16 protein-coding genes are annotated in these 19,546 nt (G+C 72.1%); 6 read left to right on the forward strand and 10 right to left on the reverse strand.

The genetic code is table 11. The features are described 5' to 3' along the window. Positions 1-116: 116 nt before the first annotated feature. The 6 genes from AC5L35_RS25260 (at position 117) to AC5L35_RS25285 (ending at position 8,839) form a co-directional block, all read left to right on the forward strand. On the forward strand, positions 117-1,418 hold the full coding sequence (locus AC5L35_RS25260) for an ABC transporter substrate-binding protein (RefSeq protein WP_495062177.1): 1,302 nt from the start codon (positions 117-119) through the stop codon (positions 1,416-1,418). Between the two features lie 329 nt (positions 1,419-1,747). Next, complete coding sequence (locus AC5L35_RS25265; protein WP_495062178.1) at positions 1,748-3,055, forward strand: extracellular solute-binding protein; 1,308 nt, start codon at positions 1,748-1,750, stop codon at positions 3,053-3,055. 3 nt (positions 3,056-3,058) lie between these two features. Beyond that, positions 3,059-4,048: a carbohydrate ABC transporter permease gene (locus AC5L35_RS25270; protein WP_495062179.1), complete on the forward strand. Its 990-nt coding sequence runs from the start codon at positions 3,059-3,061 to the stop codon at positions 4,046-4,048. 5 nt (positions 4,049-4,053) lie between these two features. Further along, complete coding sequence (locus AC5L35_RS25275) at positions 4,054-4,935, forward strand: carbohydrate ABC transporter permease (protein WP_495062390.1); 882 nt, start codon at positions 4,054-4,056, stop codon at positions 4,933-4,935. A 76-nt stretch (positions 4,936-5,011) separates the two neighbouring features. Next, on the forward strand, positions 5,012-6,451 hold the full coding sequence (locus AC5L35_RS25280; protein ID WP_495062180.1) for a GH1 family beta-glucosidase: 1,440 nt from the start codon (positions 5,012-5,014) through the stop codon (positions 6,449-6,451). Between the two features lie 99 nt (positions 6,452-6,550). Further along, positions 6,551-8,839 carry a hypothetical protein gene (locus AC5L35_RS25285; protein ID WP_495062181.1) on the forward strand — a complete coding sequence of 763 codons (2,289 nt, stop codon included), beginning with the start codon at positions 6,551-6,553 and terminating at the stop codon, positions 8,837-8,839. Between the two features lie 264 nt (positions 8,840-9,103). Here AC5L35_RS25285 and AC5L35_RS25290 read toward each other — a convergent pair whose 3' ends face one another. The 10 genes from AC5L35_RS25290 to AC5L35_RS25335 form a co-directional block, all read right to left on the reverse strand. Next, the gene (locus AC5L35_RS25290) at positions 9,104-9,499 is read right to left on the reverse strand and encodes a cupin domain-containing protein (RefSeq protein WP_495062182.1); all 396 of its coding nucleotides are present in this window, start codon (positions 9,497-9,499) and stop codon (positions 9,104-9,106) included. Between the two features lie 43 nt (positions 9,500-9,542). Then, the gene (locus AC5L35_RS25295; protein ID WP_495062183.1) at positions 9,543-11,243 is read right to left on the reverse strand and encodes a sodium/solute symporter; all 1,701 of its coding nucleotides are present in this window, start codon (positions 11,241-11,243) and stop codon (positions 9,543-9,545) included. After that, positions 11,240-11,611 carry a hypothetical protein gene (locus AC5L35_RS25300; RefSeq protein ID WP_495062184.1) on the reverse strand — a complete coding sequence of 124 codons (372 nt, stop codon included), beginning with the start codon at positions 11,609-11,611 and terminating at the stop codon, positions 11,240-11,242. The genes AC5L35_RS25295 and AC5L35_RS25300 overlap by 4 nt, the downstream gene beginning before the upstream one ends. Positions 11,612-11,624: 13 nt before the next feature. After that, positions 11,625-12,419 (reverse strand): LytR/AlgR family response regulator transcription factor, encoded by a 795-nt coding sequence (locus tag AC5L35_RS25305; protein WP_495062185.1) that lies wholly within the window; start codon positions 12,417-12,419, stop codon positions 11,625-11,627. Beyond that, entirely contained in the window at positions 12,416-13,423 is a 1,008-nt protein-coding gene (locus tag AC5L35_RS25310; RefSeq protein WP_495062391.1) for a sensor histidine kinase, read from the reverse strand. The genes AC5L35_RS25305 and AC5L35_RS25310 overlap by 4 nt, the downstream gene beginning before the upstream one ends. Before the next feature lie 145 nt (positions 13,424-13,568). Next, positions 13,569-14,576, reverse strand: a complete 1,008-nt coding sequence (locus AC5L35_RS25315; RefSeq protein WP_495062186.1) for a sugar phosphate isomerase/epimerase family protein — start codon at positions 14,574-14,576, stop codon at positions 13,569-13,571. Between the two features lie 27 nt (positions 14,577-14,603). After that, complete coding sequence (locus AC5L35_RS25320; RefSeq protein WP_495062187.1) at positions 14,604-15,776, reverse strand: Gfo/Idh/MocA family protein; 1,173 nt, start codon at positions 15,774-15,776, stop codon at positions 14,604-14,606. A 5-nt stretch (positions 15,777-15,781) separates the two neighbouring features. After that, positions 15,782-16,852 carry a substrate-binding domain-containing protein gene (locus AC5L35_RS25325; RefSeq protein ID WP_495062188.1) on the reverse strand — a complete coding sequence of 357 codons (1,071 nt, stop codon included), beginning with the start codon at positions 16,850-16,852 and terminating at the stop codon, positions 15,782-15,784. Between the two features lie 37 nt (positions 16,853-16,889). Beyond that, entirely contained in the window at positions 16,890-17,978 is a 1,089-nt protein-coding gene (locus AC5L35_RS25330; RefSeq protein WP_495062189.1) for an ABC transporter permease, read from the reverse strand. Continuing rightward, positions 17,971-19,515, reverse strand: coding sequence for a sugar ABC transporter ATP-binding protein (locus AC5L35_RS25335; protein WP_495062190.1), 1,545 nt, complete (start codon positions 19,513-19,515; stop codon positions 17,971-17,973). The genes AC5L35_RS25330 and AC5L35_RS25335 overlap by 8 nt, the downstream gene beginning before the upstream one ends. Positions 19,516-19,546: the final 31 nt, after the last annotated feature.

Below are 19,546 nucleotides of genomic sequence, written 5' to 3' on the forward strand. Positions count from 1 at the left end.
CGGGCCGTTTCGGCACAGTTCGGTCACGCAGCAGGACACTGCATTGACAACTCGTCACCCGACCGAGACCCTCCTGTGCACGGTGTGAGAGCGCTCTCACACGATCTGGAGGATCAATGCAGACCCCACGGAGGACGCCGGTCGCGATCGCGGCGCTCGCGGCGTGCAGCGTTCTCGTGCTCAGCGCCTGCGGTGGCTCGGGCGACACGGACGCGCCTGCCGCGGGCGGGCCCGTCGACCTGAAGGTCAACCTCTTCGGCACCTTCGGCTACCAGGAGCTGAGCCTGTTCGAGGAGTACGAGAAGGCGCACCCCGGCGTCACGATCAGCTACGAGTCCACGCAGGACGAGGACAAGTACTGGCCCGCGCTCCAGACCCGCATGGCGTCCGGCGCCGGTGTGGCCGACGTCCAGGGCATCGAGGTCTCGCGCATCGCCGACGTCGTGGCCAACCAGCCCGACCAGTGGACCGACCTGCGCGACACCCCCGCTGCCGACGCGATCAGCCGCTACATCGACTGGAAGGAGCCGGCCGCCACCACGCCCGACGGCGCGGTACTCGGTCTCGGCACCGACATCGGCCCGATGGGTATGTGTTACCGCTCCGATCTACTGCAGCAGGCCGGCCTCCCCACCGACCCCACCCAGCTGGCCGCGCAGATTCCCACCTGGGACGCCTACCTGGCTCTCGGTGAGACCTTCAAGGCCAAGGCCCCGGCCGGCACCGCATGGGCGGACGCCGCCGGCGGGATCTACGACGCGATGACCTCGCAGCTGGCGGTGAAGAACTACGACAAGGACGGGAAGCTGATCTTCGACTCGAACCCCGACCTGCGCTCGCGGTTCGACACGGCGGCGAAGGCGGCCCAGGCCGGCCTGACCGCGAAGCTCGAGCAGTTCGCCGACCCGGGCTGGGACCAGGGCTTCTCCTCCGGCAGCTACGCCACGATCGCCTGCCCCTCCTGGATGATCGGCTACATCAAGGGCAAGGCCGGTGACGGCGGCTCCGGCAAGTGGAACATCACCTCCCTGCCGGGCGGTGCCGGCGGCAACTGGGGTGGCTCCTACCTGGCCGTCCCCGAGTCCAGCCAGCACAAGACCGAAGCCGCCGAGCTGATCTCGTGGCTCACGGCGCCCGAGCAGCAGGCCAGGCTCTTCGAGAAGGTCGGCAACTTCCCCTCCACGAAGGACGGGATCGCGAAGGTCTCCGGCACCACGGACCCGTACTTCAACAACGCCCCCATCGGCAAGATCTTCTCGGACTCGGCCAACGCCGCGCCCGTCCAGATCCTCGGCGCGCAGGACGGCGTGATCAAGAACGAGGTGTCGCAGGCGCTGCTGTCGGTGGAGACGGCCGGGGTCACCCCTGACGCCGCATGGGCCACCGCCGTCAACAACGTGAAGAACCAGGCCGGCTGACGGACGACCGGACATCGCGGCCGTCCGGTCCGTGGGTAGCCCCCAGCGACCGGACCGGACGGCCGCCTGCGCCGGTGCCCAGCACCGGCGGGCTCTACCGGCGGACGCCGGGCTCGTCCCGCAGAGCGGGGCGATGGCCGGGTCCGCCTCGGCCCGGCGGGGACCCGCGCCCGCCGGCGACCGCGTTGCGCACTGTCGGGACCCGCACGACCACGCGGTACGACCGTGGCCCGGTCGAAGCGGGAGAGCGCTCTCTTGACAAAGTCATCTCGCAACGAAGACGCTCACACAGGATCGTGAGAGCGCTCTCAGATCACTATGGAGGATCAATGCAGACCCCACGGAGAACGGCAGTCGCGCTGGCAGCCGCCGCCATGAGCGGAGTGCTGCTGCTCAGCGCCTGTGGTGGCTCGGGCGGTTCGAGCGCCGACACCGCCGCCTCCGGTGGCCCCGTCGAGCTCACGGTCGGCCTGTTCGGCACCTTCGGCTTCGACGAGGTCGGGCTGTTCAAGGAGTACGAGTCCCAGAACCCGGGCGTCACGATCAAGTACGAGTCCACCCAGGGTGAGGACAAGTACTGGCCCGCCCTGCAGACGCGGCTCGCCTCCGGCAGCGGAGTGGCCGACGTCCAGGGCATCGAAGTCGCCCGCATCTCCGACGTCGTCACCAACCAGCCCGACCAGTGGACCGACCTGCGCGACACCCCTGCCGCCGACGCGATCAGCCGCTACATCAGCTGGAAGGAACCGGCCGCCACCACCCCCGACGGCGCGGTGCTCGGCCTCGGCACCGACATCGGCCCGATGGGCATCTGCTACCGCAGCGACCTTCTCCAGCAGGCCGGGCTGCCCACCGACCCCGCCGCACTCTCCGCCGAGATGCCGGACTGGAACGCCTTCCTCGCCCTCGGCGAGCGCTTCAAGGCATCCGCGCCGGCCGGCACGTCGTGGCACGACTCCGCCGGTGGCCTCTACAACGCGATCGTCTCCCAGCAGAAGGAGATCTACTACGGCCAGTCCGGCGACCTGGTCTTCGACAGCAACCCCGCGGTCCGGTCGGCCTTCGACACCGCGTCGCGCGCCGGCCAGTCCGGGCTCACCGCCAAGCTCGAGCAGTTCGTCGACCCCGGCTGGGACCAGGGCTTCTCCTCCGGCAGCTTCGCCACGATCGCCTGCCCGTCCTGGATGATCGGCTACATCAAGGGCAAGGCCGGTGACGGCGGCTCCGGCAAGTGGAACGTGACCTCGCTGCCCGGCGGCTCCGGCGGCAACTGGGGCGGGGCCTACCTGGGCATCCCGCAGGCCAGCCAGCACAAGGACGAGGCCGCCAAGCTGATCTCCTGGCTCACCGCTCCCGAGCAGCAGGCCCGGGTCTTCCGCGAGGTCGGCAACTTCCCGTCCACCACGCAGGCCATCGCGTCGGTCACCGACACCACCGACCCGTACTTCAACAACGCCCCCATCGGCAAGATCTTCTCCGACTCGGCGCAGCACGCCCCGGTGCAGATCCTCGGCCCGCAGGACGGCGTGATCAAGAACGCGATGGTGCAGGCACTGCTGTCCGTCGAGACCACGGGTGCCACGCCGGACGCCGCATGGGGCACGGCGGTGGGCAACGTCAAGAACCAGGTCGGCTGACGCATGACCATGCAGGTAGATCGTCCGGTCGCCGGGGAGCGCGGGACGCCCCCGGCGACCGGGACACCGAGCCGGCCCTCCTGGCGCTCGCGTCTCTACGCGTTCGAGGGCCGCTCGGCGCCCTATGCCTTCATCGCGCCGTTCTTCCTGGTGTTCTTCGCCTTCGGGCTGTTCCCGCTGGTGTACACCGCCTGGATCAGCCTGCACTCCTACCGGCTCGGCGGCCGGATGCGGTGGATCGGCTTCGACAACTACGTCTGGCTGTTCTCCAACCCCAGCTTCTACAACTCCCTGTGGAAGACGATCACGATCGGCATCCTGTCGACCGTGCCGCAACTGCTGCTGGCGCTGGGCCTGGCCCACCTGCTCAACTACCGGCTGCGCGGCCGCACCTTCCTGCGCGTCGCGATGCTCATGCCCTACGCCACCTCGGTGGCGGCGGCCACGCTCGTGTTCGCGCTGATCTTCGGCCGCGACGGCGGCATCGTGAACGGGCTGCTCGGCGTGGTCGGCATCGAGCCGGTGGACTGGCGCAACGGCAACTGGACGGCGCAGATCGCCATCTCGGTGATCGTGATCTGGCACTGGACCGGCTACAACGCCCTGATCTACCTCGCTGGCATGCAGTCGATCTCGAAGGACCTGTACGAGGCCGCCGCCATCGACGGCGCGAACCGGTGGGAGCAGTTCCTGCACGTCACGATCCCGGGACTGCGCCCCACCATCATGTTCACGATCATCGTGTCCACGATCGGGGCGAGTCAGCTGTTCGGCGAGCCGCTGCTGTTCGGCGGCGGGCAGCCCAACGGCGGCTCGGTGAACCAGTACCAGACCGTGGGGCTGTTCATGTACCAGCAGGGCTGGCAGTACAGCCAGCTCGGCCGGGCGGCGACGGTCGCCTGGGTCATGTTCATCCTGATCATCGGGCTGGTGTTGCTCAACTCCTGGTTGGCCCGCAGGCGCCGCCCCGCTACCGAGGGGACTCTCTCGTGACCACCGTGGACGTGCATCACATCGCGTCGCCACTCGCGCCGCCGACGCCGAGGCGGGGCCGGGGACGGCCGCAGGACGCCGCGGGATGGCTGACCTACGGCATCCTCACCGTCACCACCCTGCTGTTCGTGGCGCCGTTCTACTACATGATCGTGGCTGCGAGCCGGCCGATGTCGGAGATGAACACCTTCCCGCCGCCGCTGGTGCCCGGCGGGGACCTGTTCAGCAACATCGGAACGGCCATCCACCAGCAGAACATCGGGCTGGCGCTGTGGAACTCGCTGGTGGTCTCGACGGTCGTCACCGTCTCGACCGTACTGTTCTGCACCCTCGCCGGCTTCGCGTTCGGGAAGCTCCGCTTCCGGGGACGCAACCTGCTGTTCGCGATCACGCTCGGCACGATGATGATCCCGCCGAGCCTCTCGGTCGTCCCGCTCTACTCGGTGATGGCCGAGCTCGGGCTGGCCGGCACGCTGAGCTCGGTGATCCTGCCGTCGCTGTGCGCGGCGTTCGGCGTGTTCTTCATGCGGCAGTACCTGATCCAGGCGCTGCCCGACGAGCTGCTCGAGGCGGCCAGGGTCGACGGCGCGACGACGCTGCGCACCTTCTGGAGCATCGTCCTTCCGATCGCGCGGCCCGGCGCCGCCGTGCTCGGCATGCTCACCTTCATGACGGCCTGGAACGACTTCTTCTGGCCGATCATCACGCTGAACTCCTCGAACCCCACCGTCCAGGTGGCGCTCAACAACCTCGGCAGCGGCTACGTCCCGGACACGGCCGTGATCATGGCCGGCACGCTCATCGGCACGCTGCCGGTGCTCGTGGTGTTCGTGCTGCTGGGACGCCAGATCGTCGGCGGCATCATGGCCGGGGCGGTCAAGGGCTGATGGGCGAGACCTCGATCACCACCATCTCGATCAGTGCCATTTCGACCAGGGCCGCAACCCGATGTGAGAGGACCAATTGACCACCACGCAGACCGCCTCGTCAACCGACGCACTGCAGTTCCCCGCGGGGTTCCTGTGGGGCTCCGCCACCGCCTCGTACCAGATCGAGGGGGCTGTCAACGAGGGCGGGCGCACCCCGTCGATCTGGGACACGTTCTCCCACACCCCGGGGCGGGTGGAGCGCGGCGACACCGGTGACGTGGCCGACGACCACTACCACCGCTTCCGCGAGGACGTCGCGATGATGAAGCGGCTGGGGCTCACCACCTACCGGTTCTCCGTCGCGTGGCCGCGGATCACCCCGCAGGTCACCGCCGACTCACTGGGGCCGGTCAACCCCGAGGGCATCGGGTTCTACTCCGACCTCGTCGACGAACTGCTCGCCGCGGGCATCTCACCGTCGATCACGCTCTACCACTGGGACCTGCCGCAGGCCCTCCAGGACGCGGGCGGTTGGACGTCGCGCACCACCGCGGAGCGGTTCGGCGAGTACGCGGAGGTCGTCGCGGCCGCGCTGGGTGACCGGGTGCCCCTGTTCATCACGCTCAACGAGCCGTGGTGCAGCGCCTATCTCGGCTACGCGAGCGGCGTGCACGCGCCGGGCCACACCGACGACGCCGAGGCGCTCTCGGCCGTGCACCACCTGAACCTGGCCCACGGCCTGGCCGCCGCGTCGATCCGGCGCGCCGCCCCCACGTCGCGGGTGGCGCTCACGCTCAACCTGGCGTGGGTCTGCCCGGAGACCGACTCGGAGCAGGACGCCGAGGCGGCACGGCGGGTGGACGGCCTGCAGAACCGGGTGTTCCTCGACCCCGTCCTGCGCGGCAGCTACCCCGCCGACGTGCAGGCCGACACCGCAGCCGTCACCGACTGGTCGTTCGTCCAGCCCGGCGACCTGGAGATCATCTCCGCGCCGCTGGACGTGCTGGGCGTCAACTACTACTCCCCCACGCGGGTGCGGCACTGGACGCGCGAGCGCCCCAAGGAGCACGCCGACGGCCACGGTGAGGGCCACGCCAGCCCGTGGATCGCGTGCGAGGACGTGGAGTTCCCGTTCCAGCACGACCGCAAGACGGACATGGGCTGGAGCATCGACCCGCGCGGCATGACCGAGCTGCTCCTGCGCATCACCCGTGAGGCGCCGGGCCTGGAGATCATGGTCACCGAGAACGGGGCGGCCTTCCCCGACGTGGTGAACGAGGACGGCCGCGTCGTCGACACCGACCGCATCGACTACCTCAAGAGCCACCTCGCGGCGGTGCACGAGGCGATCGAGGGCGGGGCCCCGGTGACGGGCTACTACCTCTGGTCCCTGCTCGACAACTTCGAGTGGGCCTGGGGCTACGCGAAGCGTTTCGGGATCGTCCACGTGGACTACGACACGCAGGTCCGGACCCCCAAGGACAGCGCTCTCTTCTATGCCGACGTGATTCGGGGAAACGCCTTGCCGAGTTGAGACGACTCCCCCTGGGACACCCCGGTCGTGTGAGCGGCCGGGGTAGTCTTGCCGCCGGTGGCTCACCGGCCGGCAGTAGCCTCAGGAACGGAGGTCGGGGTGCGGCTCGGCGACGAGGACGATCTCCGCAAGGGACCTGATCCCGAGGACCGCGACCCCATGGACAGCAACGACCACGACAGCGACGCCGAGGGCCACCCGATCGATCTCGCCGCCCTCCGGGAGGACGACGCGCTGGTCGAGGAGCTGGCTGCGGGACTTGTGGCTCTCGGCGAGCTGCCGCGCGAGTCCCACGGTACCGACGACGAGCTGGTGGCCATGCTCGCCGCCTGGGTGGCCGAGGTCCGGCCGGACGCCGAGTCCCAGGCGGCCGCCGTCACCGCCGTCACGGCCGCGGCCGGATCGGCCGACGAGAAGTCCGACTCCGCGAGCACGGTGTCCGCGCTGCGTCCCTCGTCGGGCCGCGGGAAGCACCGGGCCGTCGTGCCGTACGCCCGCCGCCTGGCCGCCGCCGCCGCACTGCTGATGCTGGGCACCTCGGGGGTGGCGGTCGGGGCGTCCGAAGCGTCACCGGGCGAGGTCCTGTGGCCTGTCTCGAAGGTCTTCTACGCCGAGCGCGCCCGGTCCGTCGAGGCCGCGGCGGAGGTCAACACCGGGCTCGAGGCAGCCCGCTCCGCTCTTCGACAGGGGCGTCGCTCCGAGGCCGCGCGCGCGATCGCCACCGCCACCTCCCGCCTCGACGAGGTGCGCCCCGCCGAGGGCCGCGCCAAGCTCGCCCAGGAGCAGGAGAGCCTGCTGGCCGACCTGAGCAGGGCCCCTTCCGCCCCGCCCGCCACGCGCACGCCCTCCGCCCCGTCCGCCGACCGGACCGAGGGGTCGGGCCCGGGCACGGCCTCACCCACACCCACCCCGTCCGGCACCACCGATCTGGCCTCCCCGCCCCCGCCCGGCGGCACGTCCGTCCCGCGCGGAGTCCTCCCGCCCGGCGCGCCGGGTAGCTCGCAGGGCTCCACCTCCCCCACCGGGCCCACCTCCCCCACCAGGTCCACGTCCCCCACCAGGTCCACGAGCCCCGGCGCGGTCCCTGCCGTTCCGCCGTCCGGCAGCGAAACCCCGGACACGGGTACGCCCTCCTCCGCCCCCGAGACCCGGCCCCAGTCGGGGCCGACCCAGCCGGAGTCACAGCCCGAGTCGGAGCCTGATTCGGAGTCGCCCCAGCCGGAGTCGGAGCCCGAGTCGCAGCCGGAGTCGCAGCCGGAGTCGGAGTCACCCCAGCCGGAGTCCCAGCCGGAGTCGGCCCAGCCGGAGTCGCAGCCTCAGGTCGCCCCGGGTCCTCCGCCCCAGTCCGAGCAGCCGCCTTCTCAGCCCGAGTCGCAGCCGGAGCAGCAGCCACAGCCTCCCGCGGTTCAGGACGAGCCCGAGTCGGGGCCTGCTGCCACCGACGGCGCCACCCCAGAGGGTGAGCAGCCGGGGGACGTCCCCGCCGACGCCGAAGAGAACGGCGGCAACCCCGGAGAGTCCCCCGCCGAAGACTCCACCTCCGATGACGGCTCCGGGCAGGACCAGTCCGGCCCGCCTGCGGCGGGCGAGCCCGGCGACAACGCCCCAGCGGACAACGGTGCCACCGCTGACGACAGCGGCTCGAACGACGGCGGCTCGAACGACAGCGGCCCGGACAACAGCGGCTCGGTCGGCGGCTCCGACGAGGGCGGTTCGGACGACAGCAACGCCGACAACGGCAGCGCGGGCAACCCCGACCCGGAGAGCGGCGGCGTCCCCGACAACGGCGGCGGGTCCGACAACAGCGACTCGGACAACAACAGCGGCCCGGACAACGGGGGCTCGGGCTCGGACAATGCCGGCTCCGGCAACAGCGGGTCCGACAACGGCAGCGAGGCCGACGAGGGCAGCTCCGGCAATGGGGGCTCCGGCTCGGACAACGCCGGCTCCGACAACGACGGCAACTCCGACAACGACGGCAGTCGCGGCGACAACGGCGGGTCCGACAACGGGGGCGGGTCTGACAACGGCGGCGGGCCCGGCGACAACAGCGGGTCCGACAGTGGCGGGTCCGACAACGGCGGCGGGCGCGACAACGGCGGCAGCTCCGACAACGACGGTGGGCGCGACAATGGCGGGTCCGACAATGGCGGGTCCGACAACGGCGGCAACTCCGACAACGACGGCAGTCGCGGCGACAACAGCGGGTCCGACAACGGCGGCGGCCGCGGCGACAACGGTGGCGGCCGCGGCGACAACGGTGGCTCGGACAACGGGTCCTCGGACAGCGGCGGCTCCGACAGAGGCGGCTCCGACTCGGGCGGGGGCGGCCGGTCCCTGCTCTCGACGGTGACCGACCTCGTCTCCACAGGCATCGAGAGCCTCTAACCCCACCCCGGCGTACGAGGGTTCCGCGCGCCCAACCTGGTCTTCACAGACCCCACAAGCCCTGCGAGGACCACACCCAGCGCGCAGAACGCGGCCAGGTGGGCGGACCGGGGGCCCCGGCCGGGGTCGAGCGCGCCCGACGGTCGCACCCCCCGACCCACCCCGTGGAGCGGTTCCGCGCGCCCACCCTGGTCCTCACAGACCCCACCGGCCCTGCGAAGACCACACCCAGCGCGCAGAACGTGCAGCCAGGCGCGCCGGGCCCTAGCCCCCTGCGGGGGGTCGGCGGGACACCGCCACCAGCACCGCGGGCTCGGCGCCCACGCTGTGCAGGGCGCGCAGGCCGAGCCCTGTCATGAACAGGACGGCGCCGGGGCGGAAGCGGCGGCGGCCGCCCGCCCCGCACTCCAGGTCGATCTCGCCGGACTCGACGGTGACCAGCGCGTCGCGCCATTCCGCCTCGTCGTAGGGCCGGGTGGTGCCGGACTCCAGGGTGATGACGGTGGTCCGGAAGCCGGGGCCCGGTGGCCGGGCGAGAAACGAGAGCGGTTCGCTGTCGAGGGGGAGCAGTACCCGGCGGCGCACGGGCGCGGGCTCGCCGGGCGCGGGCGCGGGCGCCGCGTCGGCGCCGACGTCCGGCTCGGGCGGCTCAGCGTCCACCGGTCCCTCCCAGCGTCGGGTGGACCGTCCGAGCCCACTGCCCTTATGACGACCGGGGTGGGCAGAAGTCATCGGTCGCGGCGGATCCGGACCGGTTCTCGTCGAGGTGCAGCCGCAGCATCGCCGCCGCCGCCCAGGCCGGTGGGGTGCCGCGCAAGGACACGAGCACCATCGTGGCGAACGCCAACGGCACCGACCACAGGGCGGGCTGCCCGAGCACGATCGCCGGGAGGCCGGGTGGGGCCCCGAGGATCAGGTCGACGCCGATCACGCCTGCCGAGGAGATCAACCCGACCACCATGCCCACGATGGCGCCGCGGGCCGTCAGCCGCGGCCACCAGATCCCGAGCACGAGCAGCGGGCAGAAGGTGGACGCCGCCACCGCGAACGCCGACGTCACCAGCACCCCGACGTCGATCCGCTCCGCCCGCAGCGCGAGCAGCACCACCACCAGCGCCGCGGCGATCGGGGTGAAGCGCAGCCGCCGCAGCGTGCCCGGCACCAGGTCGTGTGCGAGCGCCCCCGACACGACGAGCAGCAGCCCGAGCGACGTGGCGAGGAACGCGGCGAAGGCGCCCGCGGTGAGCAGCGCGGTGAACATCGTCCCGACCCAGCTCTGGTCGACGGTGGCCGGCAGCGCCACCACCACGGTGTCCGTCCCGCCCGACAGGTACAGCTCGGGGAGCAGTACCGCCCCGAGCAGCCCGTAGATCGCGGGGAAGAGGTAGAACATCCCGAGCAGCCCGACCGTGATCGCCGCGGTCCGCCGGGCGCCGCGGCCGTCGGCGCTCGTGTGGAACCGGACGAGGATGTGCGGCAGGCCCATCGTGCCGAGCACGGTGGCCACGAGCATCGACCAGGTCGCGAGTACCGGGTACCCGCCCGGGTCGAGCAGCGGCCGTGCCCACTCCTCACCTCCCGGCGGCCGTCCGCTTCCCACCTGCGGAACGGGCTCCCCGGCGGCGAACACCCAGGTGGTGCCGCCCTCCGCCGCGTACCGCCCCGGGCTGAGCAGCTGCTGGGGGTGGCCCGCGATGGCCGCATGGGTGGGCGCGGTGATCGTCAGTTCCGTGTCGAGGCGGAACTCCACCGGGGTGGCGACGGGGAACCGGGTGAACTCGACCGGGTCGAGGGCGGCGGCGCGGGTGGCCGGGCCGACCTGCAGCACCAGCCAGATCGCCGGGACGATGAACAGCACGAGCTTGAGCGCGAACTGGAACGCCTGGACGTAGGTGGCCGCGCGCATCCCACCGAGGGCCAGCGTGCTGCTGACGGCGGCGCCGGCGATCACCACGCCCACCCAGTACGGGCTGCCGCTGACCACAGCGAGCACCTGTCCGGCGGCGGTGAACTGCGGCACCAGGTAGAGGAACGCGATCACCAGCACCACCACGGCCGACAGCCTGCGCAGCCTGCTGGACCCCAGCCGGGCCTCGGCGAAGTCCGGCACGGTGAGCGCACCGGTGCGGCGCAGCGGCGCGGCCACGAGCGCGAGCATCACGATGTACCCCGCCGCGAACCCGACGGGGTACCAGAGCGAGCCCACCCCGTCCTTGACGACGAGACCGGCGACGCCGAGGAACGACGCCGCGGAGAGGTACTCCCCCGAGACGGCGGCCGCGTTGACGGTGGGGGAGATCCGGCGCGACGCCACCAGGAAGTCCGAGGTGGTGCGCATCGCCGCCACCCCGCGCGCTCCGATCAGCAAGGTGATCAGCAGCACGGGGACGATGGCGAGGATCACTCGCGGACTCCCGGCGGCCCGTCCGGCCGTTCGGTGCGCTCGGCCCGCCGCAGCTGCCACCTGGCCAGCAGCACGAGCACCGGGTAGGGCAGCACGGCAACGGCGAGCCAGGACACGGGGATGCCGCCGAGCCGCATGTCGTCCAGCCCGGGGGCGGCCACGAGCAGCAGCGGCAGGCCCAGCAGCAGCGCAGCCAGCAACCCGAGCACGGTCAGCGCGTACCGCAACTGCTGCCGGTGGATGCGCCGCGCCCGCTCGGCATCGGCCGGGGCGAGGTGCGGCGGGACGGCCGGAACGCCCGTCCGTCGGCCCGCGAGTGCGAGCCTGGTCTGGGGGCTCGTGACGGCGACCCGGCGCTGGCGGGTCATCGGGGGCGCCCCGTCAACGCAGCTGCCGGTTCGGCACGTCGAAGGCCCCGCGCCGAGCCGCCTCCAGCAGGTGCTCCCGCAGGTCGCGCGCGTGGCGGCGGCTCACGGGCACGTCACCGAGGTCGGTGTGGGCGAGCAGGCCGCCCGCGAGGTCGCTGCGCAGCTCCCGGACGGAGTGGACAGCCAGCAGGAAGCTGCGGTGCACCCGGACGAAGCCCGCCGCCTGCCAGTGCTGTTCGAGACGGGAGATCGGGATGCGCACCAGGTGCGCTCCCGTCGGGGTGTGCAGCCGGACGTAGTCGCCCTGGGCCTCGACGAACCGGACGTCGTCGCGGCGCACGAAACGGGTGGAGCCCGCCAGCTCCACGGGTAGCGCGGCGAGCGCGTCGATCGGTGGTGACGTCGCCGCGTCGACGCCGGCAGCGGCGGCGGCACCGAAGCGGCGCACCCTGGTGAGCGCCGCGGCGAGCCGTTCCGCGCGCACCGGCTTGAGCAGGTAGTCGACGGCGCCGATGCCGTAGGCCGCTGCCGCGTGCTCCTCGTAGGCGGTGACGAACACGACCGCGGGCGGGTCGGTCATGCGGGCCAGCAGCGACGCCAGCTCCATCCCGTTCATCGCGGGCATGGAGATGTCGAGGAACACCGCGTCGATCGGGCCGGCCTGCAGCAGCCGCAACGCCGTGATCGGATCGCCCGCCACCGCGACGGCGGCCACCCCTGGGGACTCCGTCAGCATCCTGCGCAGCTCTTCCAGCGCAGGGGCGACGTCGTCCACCGCGAGCACACGCAGACCCGGTCCCCCGGTCACGACACCACCACCCCCGGCTGGAAACGCGGCAGGCGCAGCAACACCCGGGTGCCCTCACCCACGGCCGTCTCGATCACCAGGCCGTAGCCGGCTCCGAACACAGTGCGCAGTCTGCGGTCGGCGTTCACCAACCCGAGGCTCCCTGGCGTACCGCACCCCGCCAGAACGGCGGCAGCGTACTCCGGGTCCATCCCGGGCCCGTCGTCCTCCACGGTGATCACGCAGTCGGTGCCGTCGGCTTCTCCGCTGACCTGCACGAGCCCGCTGGAGCCCGGCAGCTCCACCCCGTGCCGTACCGCGTTCTCCACGAGTGGCTGCAGCACCAGGTACGGGAGCGCGACGGGCAGGATCTCCGGCGCGATCCGCACCTGCACCCGCAGCCGGTCGCCGAGCACGGCGCGGGCGAGCGCGAGGTAGGCCTCGATGGCGCGGAACTCCCCCGCGATCGTCGTGTACTCGCCGTGCCGGGCGAGGCTGTGGCGCGTGTACTCGGCGAAGTCGAGCATCAGGTCGCGCGACCGCTCCGGGTCGGACCGGACGAAGGACGCGATCGTCGTGAGGCTGTTGTAGACGAAGTGCGGCGAGATCTCCGCCCGCAGCGCCCGCAGCTCGGCCTGGCGGGCGACGTGGGCGGACTCCTCCAGCAGAGCCCGCTCCAGCGCCTCCCCCACCCACAGCGCCGCCTCCCGCACGGCACCCGCGGGCACGGGCCCCGCCACGACCAGCACGCCGGCCAGCTCGTCACGGGCGTGGACGGGCAGCGCGACCGCGCCACCGCCCGTCGCGCGTGCGTCGCTGCGCAGCGCGCTGTCGGCGAGCTGCGCGGCGGCGGTGAGGTCGACGGGGTGACCCGCCCAGGTCAGCTCGCCGTGCAGGCCCCCGATCGCCACGGCGTCCGCGTCGAGCAGCCGGCGCAGGCCCCGGGCGGCCGCACCTGCACCAGAGCCGGTGATGCCACCGCGGAGGTCGGCGGCGATGCGCCGACCTGCCGCCAGCGCGTCCATCTCCTGCGCACCCCGGCGGGGACCGCGCCAGCGGCGAGGCCGGTCACCACCGGGAGCCAGCACAGCATCGACCTCCACCCTGCAGCCTCCGTCCGCGCAACAGCGCGACCGTAGGTCACAACCGGCCCCCTGAACCAGCCGCGGGTCAGCTGCTGCTGCTGAAAGCCGCGTCGAAGGCAGCCGACGGCGGGTCGAACGCCAGCCTGCGCACGAACTCCAGCGCCTCCGGTGCCCCGACGAGCCGGTCCATCCCCGCGTCCTCCCACTCGACGGAGATCGGGCCGGTGTAGCCGATGCTGTTGAGCATCCGGAAGCAGGCCTCCCACGGGACGTCGCCGTGGCCGGTGGAGACGAAGTCCCAGCCGCGCCGCGGGTCGGCCCACGCCAGGTGCGAGCCCATCCGGCCGTTGCGGCCGTTGCCGACCTGACGCTTCGCGTCCTTGCAGTCGACGTGGTAGATCCGGTCCTTGAAGTCCCACAGGAACCCGACGGGGTCGAGGTCCTGCCAGACGAAGTGGCTCGGGTCCCAGTTCAGGCCGAACGCCGTGCGGTGCCCGACGGCTTCGAGCGCCGCCACGGTGGTCCAGTAGTCGTAGGCGATCTCCGACGGGTGCACCTCGTGGGCGAAGCGGACGCCGACCTCGTCGAACACGTCGAGGATCGGGTTCCAGCGGTCGGCGAAGTCGCGGTAGCCGTCGTCCACCATGGACTGCGGTACCGGCGGGAACATCGCCACGGTCTTCCAGATCTTGGATCCGGTGAATCCGATGACGGTGTCGACGCCGAGCTTCGCGGCAGCGCGGGCGGTGGTCTTCATGGCCTCGGCCGCGCGCTGCCGCACCCCCTCCGGCTCGCCGTCGCCCCACACCCGCGAGGGCAGGATGTCGTGGTGGCGCTGGTCGATCGGGTCGTCACAGACGGCCTGGCCCGTGAGGTGGTTGGAGATCGCGTAGACCTCCAGCCCGTGCTTGGCCAGGATGTCGCGACGGCCCTGTACGTAGCTGTCGTCCTCGACCGCGGCCCACGGGTCGAAGTGATCGCCCCAGCAGGCGATCTCCAGCCCGTCGTAGCCCCACTCCCCGGCCAGCCGGGCGACCTCCTCGAACGGCAGGTCGGCCCACTGGCCGGTGAACAGCGTGATCGGTCGCGCCATCGCGCGGTGCCCCTTTCGCGAGCGTGATCAGGATGGGATCGGGTGCCAGCTGCCACTCTGCGCGGAGCGGACGACGGCGTCGAGCACGAGTTGCACCTGCAGGCCGTCGGCGAACGACGGAGTGGGATCGGTGCCTGCCGCGAGGTCGCGCAGCAGATCGACGACCTCGTGGGTGAACGAGTGCTCGTAGCCGAGCAGGTGGCCGGGCGGCCACCACGCGCCCGCGTACGGGTGCGTGGGCTCGGTGACGAGGATCCGGCGGAAGCCTGCCGTCTCCGGGTCCTCCGTGCCGTCGTAGAAGGACAGCTCGTTCATCGACTCGAAGTCGAACGCCAGGGAACCCGCGCTGCCGTTGATCTCCAACCGGATCGCGTTCTTGCGTCCGGTGGCGAACCGGGTGGCCTCGAAGCTCGCCACCGCCCCGCTCGCGAACCGGCCGATGAACAGGGCGGCGTCGTCGACGGTGACGGGGCCCCGCTCGTCGGAGCCCGATGCGGTGAGCCCGCTCGACGCCCCGGGCAGCGGCCGCTCCGTGATGAACGTCTCCGTCATGGCGGTGACGTCCGTGAGCAGGTCACCGGTGACGAACTGCGCCATGTCGACGATGTGGGCGCCGATGTCGCCCAGCGCCCCGGACCCCGCCCGTTCGGCCTGCAGCCGCCAGACCAGCGGGAACTCCGGGTCGACGATCCAGTCCTGCAGGTACTGGGCGCGGACGTGGCGTATCTGCCCGATCCGCCCCTGCTCCACCAGCTTGCGGGCCAGCGCGATGGCCGGCACCCGCCGGTAGTTGAAGCCCACCATGCTGCGCACGCCCTTGGCCCGTGCCCGCTCCGCGGCGGCCACCATGGCCCGCGCCTCGTCGACGGTGTTGGCCAGTGGCTTCTCGCACAGCACGTGCTTGCCGGCCTCCAGCGCGGCGATCGCGATCTCCGCGTGCGTGTCGCCCGGCGTGCAGACGTCCACGAGTTGGACATCGTCGCGGCCGAGCAACGCCTTCCAGTCCGTCTCGGTGCTGCGCCACCCCATCCGTTTCGCCGCCGCCGCTGCTGCCTCGGCATTGCGGCCGCACAGCACCGCCATGTCCGGCTGCAACGGAAGGTCGAAGAACCTCCCTGCCGTCCGCCACGCCTGTGAGTGGGCCGCACCCATGAAGGCGTAGCCCACCAGCCCGACCCCGAGAACCTGCTCGCTGCCCACGGCGCTCAGGACTCGAAGCCGAGCGGCATGTAGGTGGCGACGTTCTCCCGTGTGATCGTCGCCGACGCCAGCGTGATCGAGGCCGGCACCTCCTGCTCCGCAAGATCGCCCATCCCCCGACCCTGCGCCACAAGACGCGCGAGCGCAACGGCGGACGAGGCCATCGACGGGCTGTAGGTGACCGTCGCCTTGAGAACCGTGTTGTCGGCCTGGATGTCGCGCATCGCGTTGGCCGAGCCGGCGCCGCCCACCATGAAGAACTCGTTGCGGCCGGCTTGGTTGATCGCGGCGAGCACGCCGATGCCCTGGTCGTCGTCGTGGTTCCAGACGGCGTCGAGGCGCGGTGCGGCCTGCAGGAGGTTGGCGGTGACGCGCTGGCCGCCCTGTGCGGTGAAGTCGGCCGCCTGCCGCGGGCCCACCTGGAAGCCGTAGGTGCCCAGTGCGTCGGCGAAGCCCTGGCTGCGGGACTGGGTCAGCGGGAGGTTGTCGATGCCCGCGATCTCGCCGATCACCGGGTTGGCCACGCCCGCGGCCTTCAGGCGCTCCCCGATGTAGTTGCCCGCGCTCACGCCCATGCCGTAGTTGTCGCCGCCGATCCAGGTGCGGTAGGCCAGCGGCGAGTCGAAGATCCGGTCGAGGTTGATCACCGGGATCCCGGCCTGCATCGCCGCGCGGCCCACGGACGTCAGCTGGCTGCCGTCGTTGGGCAGGATCACCAGTGCGTCCACGTTCCTGTTGATCAGGGTCTGGACGGCGGCGATCTGCTGGGTGATGTCGTTGGTCGGGTTCACGGCCTCGAACGTCACGTCGGAGTAGGCCTGCGCCTGCGCCTGCGCGTTGTTGGCGATGGCGGCGATCCAGCCGTGGTCGGCGGCGGGCGCGGAGAAGCCGATGGTCACCGGCGTGCCGGGCGCGGCGTTGTCGCCCCCGGCCGAGGCGGCAGGCGCGTTGGCGGGCGCCGCCGGGGCCGCGTTGCTCGTGCAGGCGGTGAGCGCGGCACCGGCACCGACGCCGAGGGCGCCGGCGAGGAAGCCGCGCCGCCGCAGGGCACCGGGGAGGTTGCGGGGGTCGGGCATGGTGGACTCCTTCATTGGGGTCGGTCGTCCTGCGGGGTCAACCAGCAGCCGACGAGCGCTGCGCACGGGCCTGGATCAGCACGGCGACGACGATGATCACGCCCTTGGCGATGTTCTGGACTTCGGTCGCCAGGTTGTTGAGCACGAACAGGTTGGTGATCGTCGTGAAGACGAGCACCCCGAGGATCGAACCGATCAGCGTGCCGCGGCCGCCGGAGAGCAGCGTGCCGCCGATGATCACCGCGGCGATCGCGTCGAGCTCGTAGAGCGTGCCGTGGGTGCTCGACCCCGTGGTGGTGAGCGACGCGATCATGATCGCCGCGATGCCGGCGCACAGCCCGGACACCGCGTAGAGCAGCACGGTGTGCCGCCGCACGTCGACGCCGGCCAGGCGGGCGGCCTCGGAGTTGCCGCCGATGGCGAACGTCCGGCGGCCGAACGTGGTGCGGTTGAGCACCACCCAGCCCACGGCCACCACCGCCGCGAAGATGTAGACGAGCAGGGGGATCCCGAGCACGCGGGTGTTCGCGATGCCCGCGATCACCGGGTCGGTGACGATCTGGCTGCGCCGCCCGGAGATGCGCTCGGCCAGACCCTGCGCGGTGATCAGCATCGCCAGGGTGACGATGAACGGCACGATCCGGCCGTAGGCGATGAGCAGCCCGTTGACCAGCCCGGCGCCGGTCCCGACGGCCAGCGCGCAGAACACCATGATCAGCGGCCCGTAGGACTGGGTGGCGAGGGTCGTGGCCCACACCGAGGCCAGTGCCATCACCTTGCCGACCGACAGGTCGATGCCGCCGCCGATGATCACGAACGTGACCCCGACGGTCAGCACCCCGATGATCGAGGCCGAGGTGAGGATCGTCAGGAGGTTGGAGGTGGTGAGGAACGTGTCGGCGGTGACGATGCCGACCACGCACAGCAGCGCGAGCACCGCCACGAGCCCGAGGTTGCGGCCCGCGCCGCTGTCGAGCAGCCTGCCGAGCGGGGACCGGGCGGGCTCGGCCGTGCGCGCGGCCTGCTCCACGCGGCTGCGCTCGTCGGCGGCCGGTGGCTCGGTCGTCGCAGGCGGCACCGGTGCTGCGGCGGGTGCTGTGCCCGTCTGCGCGCCTTCGTCACTCATGGCCGGCACTCTCCTTCTCTGACTGCACGAGCGCTTCCATGACGAGGTCGAGGACGCGGCCCTCGTCGAGCTCGGCGCTCGGCGCCTCGTGGACGACCCGGCCCTCGCGGACCACCAGCACCCGGTCGGCGAGGCCGAGCACCTCGGGCACCTCGCTGGACACCAGCACGATCGCCGCGCCCTCGGCGGAGAGTCTGCGGATCAGCGCGTAGATCTCGCTGCGCGCACCGACGTCGACGCCGCGGGTGGGCTCGTCGAGCAGTAGCACCGAGCACCCCTGCAGCAGCCACCGGGCCAGCACGACCTTCTGCTGGTTGCCGCCCGACAGTGTCCGGACCGGGCGCGTGGCGTCGGGGGGCCGGACGTCGAGCTGGGCGGTGATCGCGCCGGCGGCGCCGAGCTCGGCGTCGCGGCCGAGGAAACCGAACCGGGCGAAGCGGGCGAGCGCGGGCAGCGAGACGTTGCGGTACACCGGCTCGGCCATCAGCAGGCCCTGGCTCTTGCGCTCCTCGGGGGCCAGCCCCATCCCGGCCCGGACGGCGGCGGGCACCGAGCCTGCGCGCAGGGCCTTGCCCCGCACGCGCACCGAGCCCGCGGTCGCCTTGCGCGCGCCGTAGACGGTCTCGATGATCTCCGAGCGGCCCGACCCCACCAGGCCGGCCAGGCCGATGACCTCCCCCGCGCGGACGGTGAACGAGACGTCGGCGAACTCCCCGCTGCGGGCGAGCCCCTCGACCTCCAGCACGACGTCGCCCGGCGGCGTGGCCGGGCGCTCCGGGAAGACGTACTCGATCGTCCGGCCGGTCATCAGCCGGATGACGTCGGCGGTCGGCGTGGTGCGGGCCGGCAGGTTCCGGGCCACGGTGCGGCCGTCCTTGAGGACGGTGACGCGGTCGCCGATCTCGCGGATCTCCTCGAGCCGGTGGGAGATGTAGACCACGGCCACGCCGTCGGCGGTGAGCTCCCGGATCACCCGGAACAGGTTGCGCACCTCCTCCGGGTCGAGCACGGCCGACGGCTCGTCCATGACGATCAGGCGCGCGTCCCTGGCGAGTGCACGGGCCATGCTCACCATCTGCTGGCCCGCGGCCGACAGGCGCCCCAGCTCGCGGCCGGGCGGGATCTCGGGGTGGCCGAGGCGGCGCAGCAGCGCCCTCGCGACGTTCTCGGCGTCGCGCGGGCGGGTGAAGCCCAGGCGTGCGGGCTCGTGGCCGAGCACCACGTTCTCGGCGACACTCAGCCCGGGCACCAGGTCGAGCTCCTGGTAGATCGTGGCGATCCCGGCGGCGTCGGCGGCGTGCGGCGACCCGAACGACGCGGGCTCGCCCGCCCAGACGATCTCCCCCGAGTCCGGCCGGTGCGCACCCGCCAGCACCTTGATCAGTGTCGACTTGCCGGCACCGTTCTGCCCGAGCAAGCAGTGCACCTCCCCCGCGGCCACGTCGAGGTCCACCCCGTCCAGGGCGCGTACGCCCGGGAACTGCTTCACGATGCCCCGCATCGTGAGCAGCGGTTCCTCCGCCATCGTGGCTGTCATCCTCCACCTCGGTGTGGTCTGCTGGCGGACC

This window comes from Pseudonocardia sp. OZ21 (assembly GCF_059359135.1).

Coding starts and splice junctions, on each gene's coding strand:
- AC5L35_RS25335 (WP_495062190.1), bottom strand. CDS start 19,515: ATGACAGCCACGATGGCGGAGGAACCGCTGCTCACGATGCGGGGCATC.
- AC5L35_RS25315 (WP_495062186.1), bottom strand. CDS start 14,576: ATGGCGCGACCGATCACGCTGTTCACCGGCCAGTGGGCCGACCTGCCG.
- AC5L35_RS25265 (WP_495062178.1), top strand. CDS start 1,748: ATGCAGACCCCACGGAGAACGGCAGTCGCGCTGGCAGCCGCCGCCATG.
- AC5L35_RS25325 (WP_495062188.1), bottom strand. CDS start 16,852: ATGCCCGACCCCCGCAACCTCCCCGGTGCCCTGCGGCGGCGCGGCTTC.
- AC5L35_RS25330 (WP_495062189.1), bottom strand. CDS start 17,978: ATGAGTGACGAAGGCGCGCAGACGGGCACAGCACCCGCCGCAGCACCG.
- AC5L35_RS25260 (WP_495062177.1), top strand. CDS start 117: ATGCAGACCCCACGGAGGACGCCGGTCGCGATCGCGGCGCTCGCGGCG.
- AC5L35_RS25300 (WP_495062184.1), bottom strand. CDS start 11,611: ATGACCCGCCAGCGCCGGGTCGCCGTCACGAGCCCCCAGACCAGGCTC.
- AC5L35_RS25310 (WP_495062391.1), bottom strand. CDS start 13,423: ATGGACGCGCTGGCGGCAGGTCGGCGCATCGCCGCCGACCTCCGCGGT.
- AC5L35_RS25270 (WP_495062179.1), top strand. CDS start 3,059: ATGACCATGCAGGTAGATCGTCCGGTCGCCGGGGAGCGCGGGACGCCC.